At 70.1% G+C, this 16707-nt stretch carries 16 protein-coding genes and 2 pseudogenes; 12 read left to right on the top strand and 6 right to left on the bottom strand.

Annotated elements, in window-relative coordinates:
• Positions 1-190: 190 nt before the first annotated feature.
• The 5 genes from AC5P09_RS02085 (at position 191) to AC5P09_RS02065 (ending at position 4413) form a co-directional block, all read left to right on the top strand.
• Positions 191-634 carry a hypothetical protein gene (locus AC5P09_RS02085; protein WP_493872133.1) on the top strand — a complete coding sequence of 148 codons (444 nt, stop codon included), beginning with the start codon at positions 191-193 and terminating at the stop codon, positions 632-634.
• Positions 635-815: 181 nt separating this feature from the next.
• Positions 816-1445, top strand: coding sequence for an RNA polymerase sigma factor (locus AC5P09_RS02080; protein WP_493872132.1), 630 nt, complete (start codon positions 816-818; stop codon positions 1443-1445).
• A complete protein-coding gene (locus AC5P09_RS02075) occupies positions 1442-2332 on the top strand; it encodes a hypothetical protein (protein WP_493872131.1) in 891 nt (296 codons plus the stop codon). Before AC5P09_RS02080 ends, AC5P09_RS02075 begins: the two co-directional genes overlap by 4 nt.
• A gap of 318 nt (positions 2333-2650) precedes the next feature.
• On the top strand, positions 2651-3313 hold the full coding sequence (locus AC5P09_RS02070) for an RNA polymerase sigma factor (RefSeq protein ID WP_307676917.1): 663 nt from the start codon (positions 2651-2653) through the stop codon (positions 3311-3313).
• On the top strand, positions 3313-4413 hold the full coding sequence (locus AC5P09_RS02065) for a hypothetical protein (protein ID WP_493872130.1): 1101 nt from the start codon (positions 3313-3315) through the stop codon (positions 4411-4413). The genes AC5P09_RS02070 and AC5P09_RS02065 overlap by 1 nt, the downstream gene beginning before the upstream one ends.
• Positions 4414-4646: 233 nt before the next feature.
• Here AC5P09_RS02065 and AC5P09_RS02060 read toward each other — a convergent pair whose 3' ends face one another.
• Positions 4647-5465 carry a L,D-transpeptidase family protein gene (locus AC5P09_RS02060; RefSeq protein WP_493872129.1) on the bottom strand — a complete coding sequence of 273 codons (819 nt, stop codon included), beginning with the start codon at positions 5463-5465 and terminating at the stop codon, positions 4647-4649.
• A gap of 240 nt (positions 5466-5705) precedes the next feature.
• Between AC5P09_RS02060 and AC5P09_RS02055 the strand changes: the two genes are divergently transcribed.
• Both AC5P09_RS02055 and AC5P09_RS02050 read left to right on the top strand, forming a co-directional pair.
• Positions 5706-7286, top strand: coding sequence for an acyl-CoA mutase large subunit family protein (locus AC5P09_RS02055; protein ID WP_493872128.1), 1581 nt, complete (start codon positions 5706-5708; stop codon positions 7284-7286).
• A 92-nt stretch (positions 7287-7378) separates the two neighbouring features.
• Positions 7379-7954, top strand: coding sequence for a Uma2 family endonuclease (locus AC5P09_RS02050; RefSeq protein WP_493872127.1), 576 nt, complete (start codon positions 7379-7381; stop codon positions 7952-7954).
• A gap of 54 nt (positions 7955-8008) precedes the next feature.
• Here the strand turns inward: AC5P09_RS02050 and AC5P09_RS02045 are convergent.
• Together AC5P09_RS02045 and AC5P09_RS02040 are read right to left on the bottom strand one after the other, a co-directional pair.
• Positions 8009-8743, bottom strand: a pseudogene (locus AC5P09_RS02045) (FAD-dependent monooxygenase); the annotation flags it as partial.
• Positions 8744-8828: 85 nt separating this feature from the next.
• Entirely contained in the window at positions 8829-9944 is a 1116-nt protein-coding gene (locus tag AC5P09_RS02040; RefSeq protein ID WP_493872303.1) for an acyltransferase family protein, read from the bottom strand.
• 228 nt (positions 9945-10172) lie between these two features.
• On the opposite strand from AC5P09_RS02040, the gene AC5P09_RS02035 reads away from it, so the two are divergent.
• Genes AC5P09_RS02035 through AC5P09_RS02025 form a run of 3 tightly spaced genes read left to right on the top strand, consistent with a single transcriptional unit; the run spans position 10173 to position 14133 of the window.
• Positions 10173-11642: a glycosyltransferase family 29 protein gene (locus tag AC5P09_RS02035; RefSeq protein WP_493872126.1), complete on the top strand. Its 1470-nt coding sequence runs from the start codon at positions 10173-10175 to the stop codon at positions 11640-11642.
• Positions 11639-13972, top strand: coding sequence for a glycosyltransferase (locus tag AC5P09_RS02030; RefSeq protein WP_493872125.1), 2334 nt, complete (start codon positions 11639-11641; stop codon positions 13970-13972). The genes AC5P09_RS02035 and AC5P09_RS02030 overlap by 4 nt, the downstream gene beginning before the upstream one ends.
• A 32-nt stretch (positions 13973-14004) precedes the next feature.
• Complete coding sequence (locus tag AC5P09_RS02025; RefSeq protein ID WP_493872124.1) at positions 14005-14133, top strand: hypothetical protein; 129 nt, start codon at positions 14005-14007, stop codon at positions 14131-14133.
• A 61-nt stretch (positions 14134-14194) separates the two neighbouring features.
• Here AC5P09_RS02025 and AC5P09_RS02020 read toward each other — a convergent pair whose 3' ends face one another.
• Positions 14195-14380, bottom strand: a complete 186-nt coding sequence (locus AC5P09_RS02020; RefSeq protein WP_493872123.1) for a DUF397 domain-containing protein — start codon at positions 14378-14380, stop codon at positions 14195-14197.
• 8 nt (positions 14381-14388) lie between these two features.
• Positions 14389-15228, bottom strand: a complete 840-nt coding sequence (locus AC5P09_RS02015) for a helix-turn-helix domain-containing protein (protein WP_493872122.1) — start codon at positions 15226-15228, stop codon at positions 14389-14391.
• Positions 15229-15427: 199 nt separating this feature from the next.
• On the opposite strand from AC5P09_RS02015, the gene AC5P09_RS02010 reads away from it, so the two are divergent.
• Together AC5P09_RS02010 and AC5P09_RS02005 are read left to right on the top strand one after the other, a co-directional pair.
• Positions 15428-15841: an ATP-binding protein gene (locus AC5P09_RS02010; protein WP_493872121.1), complete on the top strand. Its 414-nt coding sequence runs from the start codon at positions 15428-15430 to the stop codon at positions 15839-15841.
• Between the two features lie 36 nt (positions 15842-15877).
• Positions 15878-16166 (top strand): annotated as a pseudogene (locus tag AC5P09_RS02005) (hypothetical protein); the annotation flags it as partial.
• 64 nt (positions 16167-16230) lie between these two features.
• Here AC5P09_RS02005 and AC5P09_RS02000 read toward each other — a convergent pair.
• Positions 16231-16554: a hypothetical protein gene (locus AC5P09_RS02000; RefSeq protein ID WP_493872120.1), complete on the bottom strand. Its 324-nt coding sequence runs from the start codon at positions 16552-16554 to the stop codon at positions 16231-16233.
• Positions 16555-16707: the final 153 nt, after the last annotated feature.

Below are 16707 nucleotides of genomic sequence, written 5' to 3'. Positions count from 1 at the left end.
CACAAATGGACATAAAAAAGGCACCTGTCACACAGGTCGCACTTAGACAGCGCACAGATCCCGCCGGACGTCACCGAACAGCTGAGACGGAAGTGGCCAGTGATGTTTGTGAGGCGGTATCCGCTTGGTCAAGCGGGGGGAGTGGCCGGAGGCGGGAGCTCCCGAGACCGACCGACCGAAGGGGGCCGACATGGACAAGCGAATGGACAAGAGAGACGAACCCGGGCCGTGCGCACGGGAGATGAGGCGGCACGCGACGGCCTTCGTCGCCCGCGTCACCGCACGCAACCGCCTGCCGCTCGACTACTCCGTGGCCAGCCTGCGCGTCGTCGACTTCCTGATCGACGGACTGCGCAAGGGCGGCGCCGACCGGGAGCGGGCGCGCGAGACGCTGCTCGGGCTCGGGGCGTACGTCGGTGAGGTGCTCGTCCGCCGCGCGGGGGCGGTGTGGGTGGACCTCGACGCCGACCAGCGCGGGTACTTCGCCCAGCCGGTCGGCGTACGCATGCCGGACGGGCGGGTCTGGAACCCGCTCGGCAGGGTCCGCAACCGTTTCGACACCGGCGGTCCCGAGGAGTCGCTGCGGACCTTCTACCTCACACTGCACGGCCGGTCACGGAGGGTCGTGGCGTGAGATGCCCACACCACCCGGGCCGCTGAGGACCGTGGGGCGGACGGTGAGGACCGTGGGGCGGACGGGCGGCTGTGACACTTCGGTGCGGCCCGGCGCTGATCACCGTGGGGGGCAAGGACAAGGGCGGCGGGATCGGCTTCGTGCGGATCCGCCGCCGACCGGGTACGGACGAGGACGGTTCTTGGGCCAAGGAGGGGAACCCCGCCGGGTGCAGGCGTACGACGGGGAACTGGGCGCGGCCGTCGCGCGGGCCCAGCAGGGTGACGAGGCCGCCTTCGCGGTCGCCTACCGGCTGGTGCAGCCCGGCCTGCTCGGGTATGTGCGCGGTCTCGTCGGCGACGACGCCGAGGACGTGGCGTCCGACGCCTGGCTGGAGATCTCCCGGGACCTTGGCCGGTTCAAGGGCGACGGGGCCGGGTTCCGCGGCTGGAGCGCGACCATCGCCCGGCACCGGGCCCTGGACCATCTGCGCCGCCAGAAGGTACGGCCCCGGCCGTCGGCGCTCGAACAGGACGTACTGGATCTGCCCGGTCCGCACAGCACCCACGACCAGGCGCTGGAGGCCATCTCCACGGAGTACGCCCTGGCGCTGGTCCGCGGGCTGCCGCGCGACCAGGCCGAGGCCGTACTGCTGCGGGTCGTCGTCGGCCTCGACGGCCCCGCGGCCGCCCGCGTCCTCGGCAAGCGCCCGGGCGCGGTGCGCACCGCCGCCTACCGGGGGCTGAAGCGGCTGGCCCGCCAGCTGGGCGGCGAGAGCACGGACAAAGGTGTGACGGATGACGGTCCCCGGACGCTGGGGGAGTCGACATGACGGGCGACGGTGACAACTGGACGCCGGACGGCCCGATCCGACGGGACGGTCCGGCCGGACCGGACGACGGGAACGGACACGGTATGGGTGAGCGGCAGAACGGCATCGGGGGCCCCGACCGCCGACGCGTACGCCCTGAGGATCGGCTTCCGGGCGGCCCTGCGGCCGACCCCGCCGCGTTGGAGACCCTGCTCGCCGCCGCCATGCGAGCCGGCGCGGTCGACGCCGACGCCGAGCAGCGGGCCGTGGCCGCCTTCCGGGTCGCCCGGGACGCGGGTGCGCACCGGGCGCGCACCCGGCGCCGGGACGACTGGCGGCCCCGGGAGCAGCGGAGTGCGGCGCGTTCGCTGCGGACCACGCTGTCCGTGTTCCTCGCCAGCCTCGCGCTGGGCGGTGTCGCGTATGCCGCGATCGGCTCGTCGGGGGACTCCTCCTCGGGCGACGTTGGGGACGACCGCGGCCGTGCCACCGCCTCCGCGAGCGACGAGGCCCGGCCGGGCGGTCCGACCGCCGCGCCGGGGTCCGGTCCCACGGACCGGCCGGGCACCGCGCAGGACACCGAGGCCCACTGCCGTGCGTACGAGCAGGTCCAGGGCCGCGGCAAGGCACTCGACTCGACGGCGTGGCAGCGGCTGGTGGCGGCCGCGGGCGGTGAGGCGAAGGTGCGTGCCTACTGCGCCGAGCAGCTGGCGCGGGCGACGGCCGAAAACAAGCCGGCCAACCCTGGCAATCCGGTCAAGACGGTCAAACCGAGCAAGTCCGCCAAGGGCGGCGCGGATTCCGGATCGGCCGGTGACAACGCCGGCAACGGTCAGGCCGACACCAATGCCGACAGCAATGCCGATAACAATCAGGAAAAGGCCGACAAGGCCAAGGGAAAGAACTAGCCGACATGGCAACGGCCCGCCACGGCGGGGAAGAAGCAGCAGCCACGGCAACGGCCGGGGCCGCCACCCCCCACAGGAGAGGCCCCGGCCGTCGCGCGGCACGGGCCGCGCGGCGGCCCGTACTTCCTACAGCGCCATCGGTGCGTTTTGTGTCACACCCCCGGTGTCACTCGCCCCGTCCGAGGTAGTTGCACCTTGTACGGACATGGACGGGCAGCGGTTTCAGGTCGTAACGTGCCTTTCGCGCCGGGCGCGGAAGGTGCAGGACCACCGCAACCATCGGCGGCTCGAAGCCGCGACCATCGACTGAGGAACACTGTGCTGGGGGACGACGCGGAGCTGACGGCCGCCGTGCTTGCCGCGCAGGACGGGGACGAGACCGCGTTCCGGACTGTGTACCGCACGGTGCACCCGCGGCTGCTCGGGTACGTACGGACACTGGTCGGCGATCCCGACGCCGAGGACGTGGCGTCCGAGGCGTGGCTGCAGATAGCCCGTGACCTGGACCGGTTCAGCGGCGACGCGGACCGCTTCCGCGGCTGGGCCGCCCGGATAGCCAGGAACCGCGCGCTGGACCACATACGCATGCGCGGCCGCCGCCCCGCGATCGGCGGCGACGAGACCGAGCTGACCGGCAGACCCGCCGACTCCGACACCGCGGGCGAGGCCATGGAGTTGCTGGCCACCGACAGCACCCTCTCCCTCATCGCCCGGCTGCCGCAGGACCAGGCCGAGGCGGTCGTGCTGCGGGTGGTCGTGGGCCTGGACGCCAAGACCGCCGCCGAGACGCTCGGCAAGCGGCCGGGTGCCGTACGGACGGCCGCGCACCGCGGTCTGAAACGGCTCGCCGAACTCATCGACGGCGATCCGGAATCGGCGGGCGGCCTCGACGCCCTGCCGCCCCCGCGAGAACCGCGCGGACGGGCGGTGACGTCCGCGAGTGTGACGGATACACGTGCGCGGACGCAGAAGGACATGTGATGGCCGACGAGCACTATAGGTGGCTGGACCGCGAAACGGCGGAGCGTCTGCTGAGCGGGGAGTCCCTCGATGCTGTCGACGCGGCCGACCGCGACCAGGCCGAACGGCTCGCCAAGACCCTCGGCGCACTCTCCGTCGGCTCGCCTGCCGGTGCCGAACTCCCTGGTGAGGCGGCCGCGTTGGCCGCTTTCCGCAAGGCGCGCACGGACCGCGTGGACGACTGGGTCGGCGACCGGGCTGTTGACGGCAGCGGTACGCGAGCCTCCCGGGACCGCCGCTCCCGGCCCCGTTCCTCCGACGCCGGCCTGGTCCGCATCGGCGGCCCGGACCCGGACGCCCCGCGCCGCCGCCGCACCCGCCCCGTGCGCCTCGGGCTGGCCGCCGCGCTGGCCGTCGGCATGGCCGGCGGGGTCGCGTACGCGGCCGGAACCGGAGCGCTGCCGTTCGGCGACTCCGAACCGGAACCCGCCGCCTCCGTCTCGGCTGCGGTGACCCCGGACCGCCCGCTGGTGACGCCCTCGCCGAAGGGCCCGGAGAGCGAGCCCACCCCCGACGGCGCCACCGGCGACACCGGGCAGGGCTCCTCCCGCGACACCGCACGCGGCGGCTCGGCCACACCGGACGACGGCCCGCACACCGGCACCGGCAACGGCGCCGACGGCCAGGAAGGCCGCTCCGGCGGCGAGTGGAGCGGGGCCGTCTCGGCCTGCCGTGCCGTGCGCGACGGCGAGGAGCTGAACTCCGAGCGCAAGCGCGCCCTGGAGGGCGCGGCCGGCGGCTCCGCGAAGGTGTGGAAGTACTGCGCCGGCGTGCTCGCCTCCGGTTCCTCCGAGGAGGACGCCCACAGCGACGACAAGGGCGGCAAGGGCGGACAGGGCGTGCAGGACGGCCAGGAAGACAACGAAGTCAAGGGCGACCGCGGCGACGGGGACGGCCGGAACGCGGGCGAGGGCCACACCGGCGGCGACAACGGCACCGGCGGCAACGGCCACCACACGAACGGCGGCCTGGCCACGCCGTCGGCCACCGCGTCCCCGGAGCCGGAGCGGGCGACGCCCTCGAACGGATCGACGCCCAGCCCGACGTACAGCGCGCTCTGATCACAAAAGACGTCACTGACCTGCGGTTTCATGGGTCGCGCGAGCTCCGTCGAAATTCTTCCGCGGTGAGTGTGACGTTTTCGGCCGCCGTGACGCAGTAATGAGTGAGCCGACTGGTCATCGGCCGTCGCACAGAGCCGGGGTTCCCCCCGTACTCGCGGCTCGTGCACCTAGGCGCGGGCGGGACACGTTCCCCCGGTCCCGCCCGCGCCCCATACCTCTCTCCTCGCGCCTCACCAGTGGACGACGACCTTGTCGCCGTTCCGCACCTGCGCGAACAGGTCCGCGATCGCCGCCTCGTCCCGTACGTTGACGCAGCCGTGCGAGGCGCCCGCGTATCCCTGGGCCGCGAAGTCCGAGGAGTAGTGCACCGCCTGGCCGCCGCTGAAGAACATCGCGTACGGCATCGGCGAGTCGTACAGCGTCGACACGTGGTGCCGGGACTTCCAGTAGACGCTGAACACGCCCTCGCGGGTGGGCGTGTACTGCGAACCGAAGCGGACCTCCACGGTGCTGACCGTCCGCCCGTCGATCATCCAGCGCAGGGTCCGGCTCGACTTGCTGATGCACAGCACCCGCCCGGTCAGGCAGCGCGGATCCGGTGCGTCGGCCTGCTGCCCGCCCATCAGGTAGAGGTCCCACTTGCCCGGCTCCCGCGTCATCCTCAGCAGCCGCTGCCAGGTGACGGTGTCGGTCTCGCCGGTCTTCGGCAGCCCGCGCTTGCCCTGGAAGCCCTCGACCGCCCGCTCGGTCAGTTCGTCGTACGACCCCGTCGGCCCGTCGAAGAGCCAGGCGACCTGCCGCAGCCGGGCCTGGAGCTCACGGACGTCCCGGCCGGTGTCGCCCCGGGACCAGAGGACTTGGGGCGCGGGCTCGGTCTCCTTCTCGGTGGGTGCGGAGCTCGGCTTGTCGTCCTTCGGAGTGGCCGAGGGACTGCTGCCGGGACGTTCGATGCGTACCGGCGAGCCCTGCTTGCCGTCCCCGTCGGCGGCCCGCACCGTACAGGCGCTCAGCGCGGCCAGGGCCAGCAGTGCGGCGAACCATCTCCCCATGCCCTCAGTACGCACAGCGACCCCCCGTCGTCTCACCGATGTGCACCGATGCCACCTGAGATGTCTGCCCCCGGATGACTGGTTGCGAACGGCGCGGCATTGTTGTGACCGGGACCGCAAAAGGCCTGTGAGCAAGGTCCCAGCGTGCTCCCCTCCACCGGGTGCACGCCCACCGCTACAGTCCGTCGAAGGGTCGGACCGTAACCGGCGAGTAACAGCTCAGCGGGAGGCACACACACCATGGCGCGCGAGTCGGAGTCCGGACTGCCCATCGAGCCGGTGTACGGTCCCGAGGCTCTTCAGGGCTGGGACCCGGCGGAGAAGCTGGGCGAGCCGGGGAAGTATCCCTTCACCCGGGGCGTGTACCCCTCGATGTACACCGGCCGCCCCTGGACCATGCGCCAGTACGCCGGTTTCGGTACGGCGACGGAGTCCAACGCCCGTTACAAGCAGCTGATCGCCAACGGCACGATGGGTCTGTCGGTCGCCTTCGACCTGCCCACCCAGATGGGCCACGACTCCGACGCTCCGATCGCGAGCGGTGAGGTCGGCAAGGTGGGCGTGGCGATCGACTCGATCGACGACATGCGGGTGCTGTTCGGCGGGATCCCGCTGGACAAGGTCTCCACGTCGATGACGATCAACGCGCCGGCGGCGCTGCTGCTGCTCATGTACCAGCTGGTCGGCGAGGAGCAGGGCGTCACCGCCGACCGGCTCACGGGCACGATCCAGAACGACGTGCTCAAGGAGTACATCGCGCGCGGGACGTACATCTTCCCCCCGAAGCCCTCCCTGCGTCTGATCGCCGACATCTTCAAGTACTGCAAGGCCGAGATCCCGAAGTGGAACACCATCTCGATCTCCGGCTACCACATGGCCGAGGCGGGTGCCTCGCCCGCGCAGGAGATCGCGTTCACGCTCGCGGACGGCATCGAGTACGTCCGTACGGCGGTCGCGGCCGGCATGGACGTCGACGACTTCGCGCCCCGTCTGTCCTTCTTCTTCGTGGCCCGTACGACGATCCTGGAGGAGGTCGCGAAGTTCCGCGCCGCCCGCCGGATCTGGGCGAAGGTGATGCGGGAGGAGTTCGGCGCGAAGAACCCCAAGTCGCTGATGCTGCGCTTCCACACGCAGACCGCGGGCGTGCAGCTGACCGCCCAGCAGCCGGAGGTGAACCTGGTCCGGGTGGCGGTCCAGGGCCTGGGCGCGGTGCTGGGCGGCACGCAGTCGCTGCACACGAACTCCTTCGACGAGGCGATCGCGCTGCCGACGGACAAGAGCGCGCGGCTGGCGCTGCGCACTCAGCAGGTCCTTGCCTACGAGACGGACGTGACGGCGACGGTCGACCCCTTCGCGGGCTCCTACGTCATCGAGAAGATGACCGACGACGTGGAGGCCGCGGCGATCGAGCTGATGGCCAAGGTCGAGGAGCTGGGCGGCGCGGTCGACGCCATCGAGCACGGCTTCCAGAAGGGCGAGATCGAGCGGTCCGCCTACCGCATCGCGCTGGAGACCGACTCCGGCGAGCGGGTCGTGGTCGGCGTCAACCGCTACCAGCTCGACGAGGAGGAGCCGTACGAGCCGCTCCGCGTCGACCCCGCGATCGAGGCACAGCAGGCGGAGCGCCTGGCGAAGCTGCGTGCGGAGCGGGACCAGGCGGCGGTGGACGCCGCGTTGGACGCCCTCAAGAAGGCCGCCGAGGGCGAGGACAACGTCCTGTACCCGATGAAGGACGCGCTGCGGGCTCGGGCGACGGTGGGCGAGGTCTGCAACGCGCTGCGGGGGGTTTGGGGGACTTATGTGCCGTCGGATGCATTCTGACCTGTGCGATTACTCCGTATAAGTGATCGCGGGCAGAAGTCACACGTCCCCGGTTACGCTCGTGGAGAGTGAGCCCCGAAAAGGAGGACGCCATGGCCGTACTGCAGCAGGAGCTGACCCTGGGCGAGGCTGCCGACCAGCTTGCCCGTGCACTGCCTGGCCACCGCGTGGAGATTCTCCAGGGGAGGCTCACTGTGACACCGCCGCCGGATGGCACGCACCAGCTGTCGCTGACGAAACTGGGCAGGGCTTTCGACCGGGCGGGGATCGTTGAGGCAGGGCATGAGTACGTTCAGGGGGTTGGCCTCTGGCTTCCCATGCTGCCTGAGGACTTCGCGATCCCTGACTTCTCCATCGTCGACGAGGACTTCCGCGACGCCCACGTCAAGAAGAACTACTACGCACCCAACGTCTTCCGTATGGTCGTCGAAGTAACGTCGTCGAACTGGTCCGACGACCTCGGCCCCAAGGTCGAGTGCTACGCCGAGGCCGGCATCCCGGCGTACCTCATCGCCGACCGCAAGCATGGCGAGGTCCTCCTCTACACCGACCCGGTCGACGGAAAGTATCCCGGCCTTCAGCGCTTCAAGCGGGGCCAGAGCGTGCCCGTTCCGGAATCCGTCGGCGTTCGCGTCGAACTCTCCGTTGACACCCTCCTCGGCGGGTGACATTCATGGACAAGGTTGTCCCCCTGCTGTCCGTCGGCTTCCGCGGGGCGCCGGTCAGGCCCGGCTCAGGCTCAGCCGCGTGACGTAGTCCCCGAGCCCGGCCGTCGAGCTGCCCGCCCAGCCGATGTAGCCGTCCGGCCGTACGAGGAACAGGCCCGTCCCATACGGCTCCTGGGCCGGTCCGCGCACGATGTGCAGCGACCCCGCACCCGGCTCGGGCGGCGCCTCCGTACCCAGCACCAGCAGCGTCCAGTGCGGCCCTCGGAACGCGTCGAAGAGCCGTACGCCCGCCACCACCGCGTCCGGTGCGCGGTCGCCGGCGCGCACTCGGCCCACGTCGGCCGTCCGCGTCTCCTCCGTCAGTGACGACTCCCGGTAGCCCAGGCCGAGTTGGCGGGTTGCCTTGCCTCGCCGTACCTCTCCCCGGTGCACGCCCGTCGAAAGGCCCAGCATGTCGGCGGCGACGGGGCGGCGTTCCTCCTCGTAGGCGTCGAGGAGCGCGGCCGGGGTCCCGGCCCGCAGTACCGCGCCCAGCTTCCAGCCCAGGTTGTAGGCGTCCTGGACGCTGGTGTTGAGGCCCTGGCCCCTGGCGGGCGAGTGGATGTGTGCCGCGTCCCCGGTGAGGAAGACCCGGCCGGAGCGGAAGCGGTCCGCGAGGGCCGCGCGCGGGCGGAAGTCCGAGGCCCAGCGCACCTCGGTGACGTCCTCGGGGGCGAGGTGGGAGCGGCCGGCGACGACCTTGCGGATGCCGTCGAGGGAGAGGTCCACCGTGCTGCCCTCGGGAAACCGAGGGGCTGGCCCTGCTGATCGCGGGGATCGAGGCGCGGTACCGCGCCGGGTGAGGACCGGGGTTCAGCGCATCCTGGACCGGGGTTCAGCGCACCCTGGCCAGCGCCGCCCGCAGCCTCGGCGTCAACGGCTTCTCCACGTACCGGTTCAGCAGCCACGCCAGCAGCAGCATCGCCCCGATCGTCAGGGCGAAGGTCTCCGCCGAGGGCAGGCCGAGCCGGATGTGCAGGGTGTGGATCACCACCCAGCCGAGATGCTCGTGGACGAGGTAGAAGGGGTAGGTCAGCGCCCCGGCGACCGTCAGCCAGCGCCAGTTCGCCCAGTTGAACCAGCCCAGCGCGATCGCCGTGACCGCCACGAAGCCGAAGGCGACGACGAGGACGATGCCGAGCGAGGTGCGGTGGGCGAAGGCGTTCGGGTCGGCGGCGTTCCACAGGCTGCGCACCGCGTAGTGCTGCCCGATCAGGAAGCTCACGGCGACGATGCCCCAGCCGTAGACGTCCCGCCGGTCGCGGTGGACGAGGTAGATGCCGACACCGCCGATGAAGAACGGGGCGTACTCCGGCATGAACACGATGTCGAGCGGCGGCTGGTTGGCGCCCTGGGTGATCGCCGCCGCCAGTGTCCAGCCCGCGCAGAACATGATCACGCGCCGCCGCGACGCCCCGGGCAGTACGACACACAGCGCGAACAGCGCGTAGAAGCGGACCTCCGCCCACAGCGTCCAGTCCACGCCGAGCACCCGGTCCACGCCCAGCGGTTCCTGGAGCAACGTCAGGTTCACCAGCGCGTCGCTCGGCGACACCGCCTTGTAGAAGACCACCGGCAGCGCGAACACCGCCGTCACGAGCACCACCGCCGCCCAGTACGCCGGCATCAAGCGGGAGACGCGGGACGCGAAGAACGACTTCAAGGGCCGGCCCCAGCCGCTCATGCAGATCACGAACCCGCTGATCACGAAGAAGATCTGGACACCGAGAGGGCCGTACGCGAAATAGGTGTGCAGCGTGGGGAACTGCTCTTTCGGCGAACTCTCCCAGGCCCGGGTGATCTCGCCGCCCCGGCCGCCGTAGTGATAGGCCGCCACCATCAGCGCCGCGATCAGCCGCAGTCCGTCGAGCGCGCGCAACCGGGATTCCCGGCGGACCGGCCGCTCCGGGGGAGAGGCCACGGGCGCGTCGGGCGCCGGCCGGACGGTCATGCTGGTCACGAATTTCCCCTTGGTCGACGCGCCGGGCGCTCCTGCGGTACCCGGAGCACATTAGTCCGAATCACCGGGATTTCTGGGGCCGAGGGGTGACGGTTGTCCGGGTGGTCTCTGCGAATTCACCTGGACTTTGCCTTGGTTTCCTAACTTTCTCTCAACCTCCCCCCACGTGCTAATAAAGAGCGAATCGCGCAACACAGACGCGGCAAAATCAGGAGTGCCATGACGAGGGTCCAGAACAGACGGGCACGTGTGCGCGGAGGGGAGCTGGACGACTGTTTGCGCGCCTGTGCGGTGCACAGCGGCAAACTCGTCGGCAGCATCGACCGTCGCCGCGTCGAACTCGCCGAACAGCTCAGGAAGTTGCTCGTCGTATGGGGCACCACCTCCACCGGTACCCCCGCGTCCGCCCCGGCCGGCGCCACCGCCCTGCTCAAGCGGGCGGTCAAGGGCGCCGCGGCCCCCTCCGCCGGTCTCGGCAACGAGCTCCTCGACGCCCTGCTCGCCGTCGCCAACAAGGCACTGGAGTGCGGCTACGACGACGAGTTGAACCTCGCGCTGGTCATAAGCGACACCGTGCTCGCCCAGCGCAAGAACTCCCGCGCCGGCTGGCGACTGCGCGCCCGCCTCCTGGAGGCGCTCGGCGAGGAGAAGGAGGCGGTGGAGGCGTACGAGCGGTATCTCGCCCTCACCGAGGACGACGGCTTCGGCGTCCGCGCCCGGATCGCCGGCCTGCGCGCGGCGGGGGACAAGGAGCGGGAGCTGCTGAGCCTGCTCCGGCGCCAGTGTCCGCGCGCCGAGCAGTTCACCAGCGGCCCCGCCACCGACATATGGGCCGAAGGCCTGGCCGCGCACGCCGTCGGCGACTGGCAGGCCGCCGAGCCCCGGCTCGTGGGAGCGCTCCTGAGCCTGGCCGCCGAGGACGCCCCGGCCACCGACCGGCAGGACCTCCTCAGCCAGTACCTCGACCTGCGCACCGCCGAGTCCACCGGGAGCGGGGACCTGCCCGCGCTCACCGAGGCGATCGCCCTCTACGCAGAGCAGCGCCGCATGCGGATGCGCGGCCCGGTCGAGGACCCCACCGTCGGCGGGGTGCAGTGGATCAGCCTCGGCGAGTTCCGCAACCGGATCGCCGGCAAGTCGGTCTGCCTGATCGCCAACTCCGGCCGTGTCGGCGCGAGTTCCATGGGCGCGGAGATCGACGCGTACGACCTCGTGGTGCGCTTCAACTCGTACAAGATCGAGCCGAAGCACACCGGCAGCCGCACCGACCTGCACGCCACGATCCACAAGCACGGCTTCAACTGGGAGAAGCCGGTCGACACCCGGCTCGTCTTCGGCGGGGTCTCCGGCGACTGGAAGCACTCGTTGCGCAACCGCCTGGTGCCCGGCGCCCAGACGTATCTCGGCGACGAGTCCCTGCGCTGGCCCGTGCGCAACATCGGCAAGCTCGGCACCGACGTCTGGTCGGGCATCCCGACCACCGGCTTCAACATGCTGTACCTGCTGGACTTCCTCGACGTCAGCCCGACCCTCGACCTGATCGGCTTCGACTTCTACGAGAGCGGCGCCTACCGCGTCCAGGAAGCGATGAAGCTGGCCATCACCTCCGTGCACGAATACACCAGCGAGAAGGCATGGGTCATGCAGCGGGCCCAGAGCGTGACCGACATGAGGATCTCCCTGCGATGACCACGACCTCCCCGACCGGGACTGCCGCCCCCCTGGCCCCGGCCACCGACGCGCACGCCCTCACCGGCAAGCGCCGCATAGCCTTCGCCAGCTACGTCGACGAGAACTACCTCCCCGGCTTCCTCGTCCTGCTGCGCAGCCTCGCCCTGTCCAACCCGGGCGTGTGCGAGGACTTCGTCGTCCTCTACGACGACCTGCGCCCCGGTTCGATCGCCAGGATCCGCGACCTGCACCCGCGGATCGTGCTGCGCCGGGTCAACGCCGAGCACTACGACTCGTACAAGAAGGGCGACCAGGACAACTACCTGGTCCGCAAGGCGTACTTCATCCTCGACGTCTTCCGGCTGCGCGAGTACGACACCATCATCACCCTCGACACCGACATGGTCGTCCTCGGTGACCTGGGCGAACTGCTCAGGCTGCGCGAGGGACTCGCGGCCGTGTCGCAGTTCTTCTACGGGCAGCACAAGCTCAACTCCGGTCTGCTGGTCATCCAGCGCGAGTACCTGAGCGACGCGTTCTGCGCCAAGCTCGACGCCACCGGACGCAGCGGCGACTACGAGCTGGACAAGCACGACCAGGGCATCCTGAACGCGGTCCTCGACGGCGACTTCATCCGCCTCGACGCGCGCTACAACTTCGTCAAGCGGCGCCTGTCCGGCGACCTCCCGGTCCCCGAGGACACCGCGATCCTGCACTTCACCGGCCGCCACAAGCCGTGGCAGGGCGGCGAGGCCGGCTACAGCCAGGCCGAGGACCGCTGGCGCGAGTTCGAGCTGGACGACGCCGACTTCCACGCCGAGTACCTCTCGAAGTCGGGCGGCCTCCACCACGACCTGCTCGTCCACTTCGGCACCCCGCACGTCAAGCGCACCTCAGACGTGGAGGCCGCCCGCAAGGTCGCCGCCGCGCACATCTCGACCGGCGACTACCAGGACGCCGTGGACATCCTGAGCAGCGTGCGCATCCCGCTGGACGCGGCCTGGCCGCACGAGGTGCTCGGGCACGCCCTGATGAGCGTCTCGCGCTACGACGAGGCCAAGGCGCAGCTGCTGCTCGCCACCGCCGCCCCCAACCGGGCCGCCACCGCCTACGCCCGCCTTGCCCAGATGGCCTGGGTGCACGGCGACAACGCCGAGGCACTGCGGCACGCCACGGCCGGCCTGTCCGTCGACATCACCCACCGCTCCAGCCGGCTGTGGGCACAGCGCGCCTCCGGCCTGCCCGCCCAGGAGCAGGGCGCCGCCGAGGAACAGCTCGCGCACGTCGCCTTCTACATGGACCGGCAGGGCAACGCGGGCGACAAGCTCCTCCCGGAGACCGTCCGCCTCGCCTTCGGCCCGGACACCGGCTCCCGCCGCTGGCACTCCGTGCACGCCCACCGCCTGTTCGACGAGGCGGCCCTGGAGCGCGTCAACGCCCGGCGCGGCCTGGTCATCGGCGGCGGCGGCCTGTTCATCCCGGACACCATGCCCAACGGCAACAGCGCCTGGCAGTGGAACGTCCCGGACGAGCTGCTGAACCGTATCGACGTGCCGATCGCGGTCTTCGCCGTGGGCTTCAACGCCTTCGACGGCCAGTCGTACCGGGCGGGCCGGTTCCGCGAGTCGCTGCGTCTGCTCGTCGAGAAGTCCTCCTTCTTCGGGCTGCGCAACCATGGGTCGATCGAGAAGGTGCGGGCGATGATCCCGGCGCACCTGCACGACAAGGTGCGTTTCCAGCCGTGTCCGACGACGGTCATGCGGCAGTTGGTGGCGGACTGGCAAGACCCGTTGACGCGCGACGACACCATCCTGATCAACGCCGCCTACGACCGCGCGGGCCTGCGCTTCGGCCACGACTACGACTACTTCCTGGCCCAGATGGCCCAGGCGGTCCGCGACCTGGGCGAGCTCGCCGAGGTGAAGTGCGTGGCCCACTCGCTCGACGACGAGAAGATCGCCTTCGACCTGCGCCGCAAGCACGGCATCTCGATGCCCGTCATCCCGATGTACGACTTCGACAACGACGGGATCCGCGACCTGTACGCCCGCACCAAGCTGGTGATCGGCATGCGAGGCCACGCCGGCATGATCCCGTTCGGCGTCGGCACGCCCATCATCAGCCTGATCTCGCACCCGAAGATGGCGTACTTCCTGCGGGACATCGAGCGTCCCGAGTGGGGCGTCTCCGTGCACGACCGCCACCTCGCCGCGCGGCTGGTGGAGCGCGCGAAGGACCTCCTCGCGGACCACGCGGCGACGGTCGCCGACGTGCACGGCCGGCAGCAGGAGCTGTGGAAGGTCACGGAGGCGAACGCGGCCGACCTCCGCGCCATTCTGGGCGGATGACGGCTGGCGCCTGACGTCTGCCCTGGCCGACGGTGCCTCCCCGGGGCGGCCACCGGTCACCGTACTGGTGGCTGGTGGTCGCCCTGCCTGCCGTGGCGGCCGTGGTGCCCCCCGTACTCACCTGGCGGCTGACCAGCGACCTTCACTACGTCCGGCTGTAGAGAGGTGGTGCCGAGTCCGGAATGCCGCCCTTGTCTCCGGTGAGGTTGCGACGGAGTTGGGTCACTCGTAGGGCGTCTGGGCGGTGGCCTTTACGAAGGTGGAGAAGGCGTCGGCCTTGAAGGTGAGGGTGGCTCGGGTGGGGGCCTTGGAGTCGCGGACGGCGACTTGGGTGGGGGAGTTTGCTATCTCCACGCAGTTGTTGCCGTCGCCTTCGCCGGAGTAGGACGACTTACGCCAGTTGTCCATGGAGTGCCTCACAGCTCTTTCGTCAGCCGGTGGATGAAGTCACGAGACCGGTCGGGTTCCAGTGATACGACCTCCACCTTACGGAAGCGCGTTCGATAAGCGTTGAGCTGAGCCTCGGAGTCGATAAAGATCGAGCCATATGGGGCATCGCGCGCCACTGTGTCCAGCTTGGGCACGGGGCCACCCGTGTAGGTCATCGTGCTCGAGGCTCTGGCGAAGCCGTTCAGGGCGAAGGGGATGACGCGCAAGGTGATCCGGTCCGCTTCGGAAAGCTCAAGGAGACGGGTGAGTTGAGCCCGGGTGGCAACGCGGTCGCCGACCCTGATTCGTAGGGCGGCCTCGTGGATCACGATCTCGTGCGGGAAGGTGACCTCGCGCTGACGTGCCATGCGGTGACGGACGCGCAACTCAAGTTCCTCGTAGGTGAGTTCGGGCACCCTGGCGGAAAAGACGGCGCGGGCGTAATCCTCGGTCTGCAGTAGGCCCGGTACGTACAGGATGGCTACGTCTTGTTGGAACACGGCGTGGTGATCCAACTCCGCCAGATCCAGGAAGGACGTGGGCAGCAGCCCTCGGTACTCCTCCCACCAGCCGCTTGTCCGGTCGGTGGCCACGGCGACCAGGGCGTCGATGAACTCGCCGTCTGTGCAGGCGTAGTGGGACGCGAGGCGACGCAAACGTTCCTCGCTCACGCCCGCGAGCCCGGATTCGATGTGGCTCATCTGGGCGCGATTCGCTCCGAGCAGCGCTGCCGCCTCGATGGCGGTGAGCCCTGCCGCCTCGCGGAGCCTGCGCAGTTCGATCCCCAACCGCATCTGACGTGCGGTTGGTTCGCGCCTCAGGACCATGAGTTGCTCCTCGTTCGGGGGTTGGAATATGCGATCGGGTTGCCCCGGTCCACATGTTAGCCCTACCGTCGGTGACGCGACGCACACTCTGCGGAACGCCGGGACTCTCGGAAGCGCACCACTCCGTCCTGCCATGACGGCTGGGGCAATGCCACCGCCCGCTGATCGCAACCCCCCAGCAGCCGAACGGAGTTCACGCATGCCCGAAACCAGCAAGGAACCCTGGGAGTACTCGCTCTACATCCCGAACGACCCCCGAGCCGTCACCGTAAGCCGCCGTACCCTCCGACTGATCCTGACGATGCACGGCCTGATCGGCGTGGTGGACGTGGCAGAACTCCTCGCGACGGAGCTGGTCTCCAACGCCGTACGCCACACGAAGGGGCCTGCCGCACTGCGCGTGCGCTGGTCGGCGGGCGTGCTGCGGCTCGGCGTGTGGGACGCGAACCCGGAGCCGCCCGAGCCGCCGGGACAGCTGGAGCAACTCGCGGACATGGAGGAGGGGCGGGGCTTGGCCCTGGTGCGGGCGTGCGCCGATGTGTGGGGCTGGCAGCCGTTGGCGAGGGAGGGGAACCGGGGGAAGTGCGTGTGGTGTGAGCTCGCCACGGCTTGAGTCCTCGACGATGACGACGGACACAGATATTGGCTCGGCGAGATCGACTCCGAGGGCGCCGAGCGCGACGTACCGGAGTCGGTTTGGGTGCTGTTGGGTGCGCGGACTCCGTCCTCGTACGTCGAGCACGAGGAGCTCGTCGTCGATGACGTGGGGATCGACTGGCGGCACAAAAGAGACCCCGTCCTGCACGCGTCCACCCTGTAGGACGTCTCTGCGGGGCTCACATAGGCGGCGGGTCAGCGGCCGCGGCGCTTCGAGGTCGCGACGCTGCCGGAGGATCCGTCGCGGATGGGGACTGGCGCGGGACCGCTGGTTCGGCTGAGTCCACCCGACAACGAACGGTCGCCCTACTGTGGAGGTCCAGGTGGGCGGCCGTCCTGTACCGCTTAGTCGGCTTCCCGCTCGGCCAGGAAGTCGAGCAACAGCGCGAACAGGTGCTCCACGGCAAGCAGTTGCTGTTCCTCGGTCAGGGACCCCCAGTGCCGCACGCCGGCGTCCGGGAAGGCGTCTTCGAGGACGAGCCGCGTCCAGACGAAACTGCTCTCCTCGCCCTTGCGTCGAACGAGCCACTCGCGGAACCCGTCGAGCAGCCTCATCGAGGTGCCGAGGTCGAGGCCGGTGAGGAACATGGCCGTCGGGTAGTACGAGCCGTCCAGACCGAACAACCCGGGCCGGTCGCGGACCTTCTCGATCAGCTTTCTGTCAGTCATGGTCCGCCTCAGAATCCGAAAACTGCTCGGCCGATGTCATGCCGTTCTCCTCGGCCGCCACGGCGGCCTTGCGGCGGGCCTCCTCCTCTTCCCGGTACTTGGTGACCGCGGCGGTGAAGGCCTCGATGGCCGCCTTGACCGCGGCGGTCTGGA

The organism is Streptomyces sp. a15 (assembly GCF_059026085.1).
Note: the sequence above shows the minus strand (reverse complement) of the source record. Positions and strands in the feature narration are given on the sequence as shown.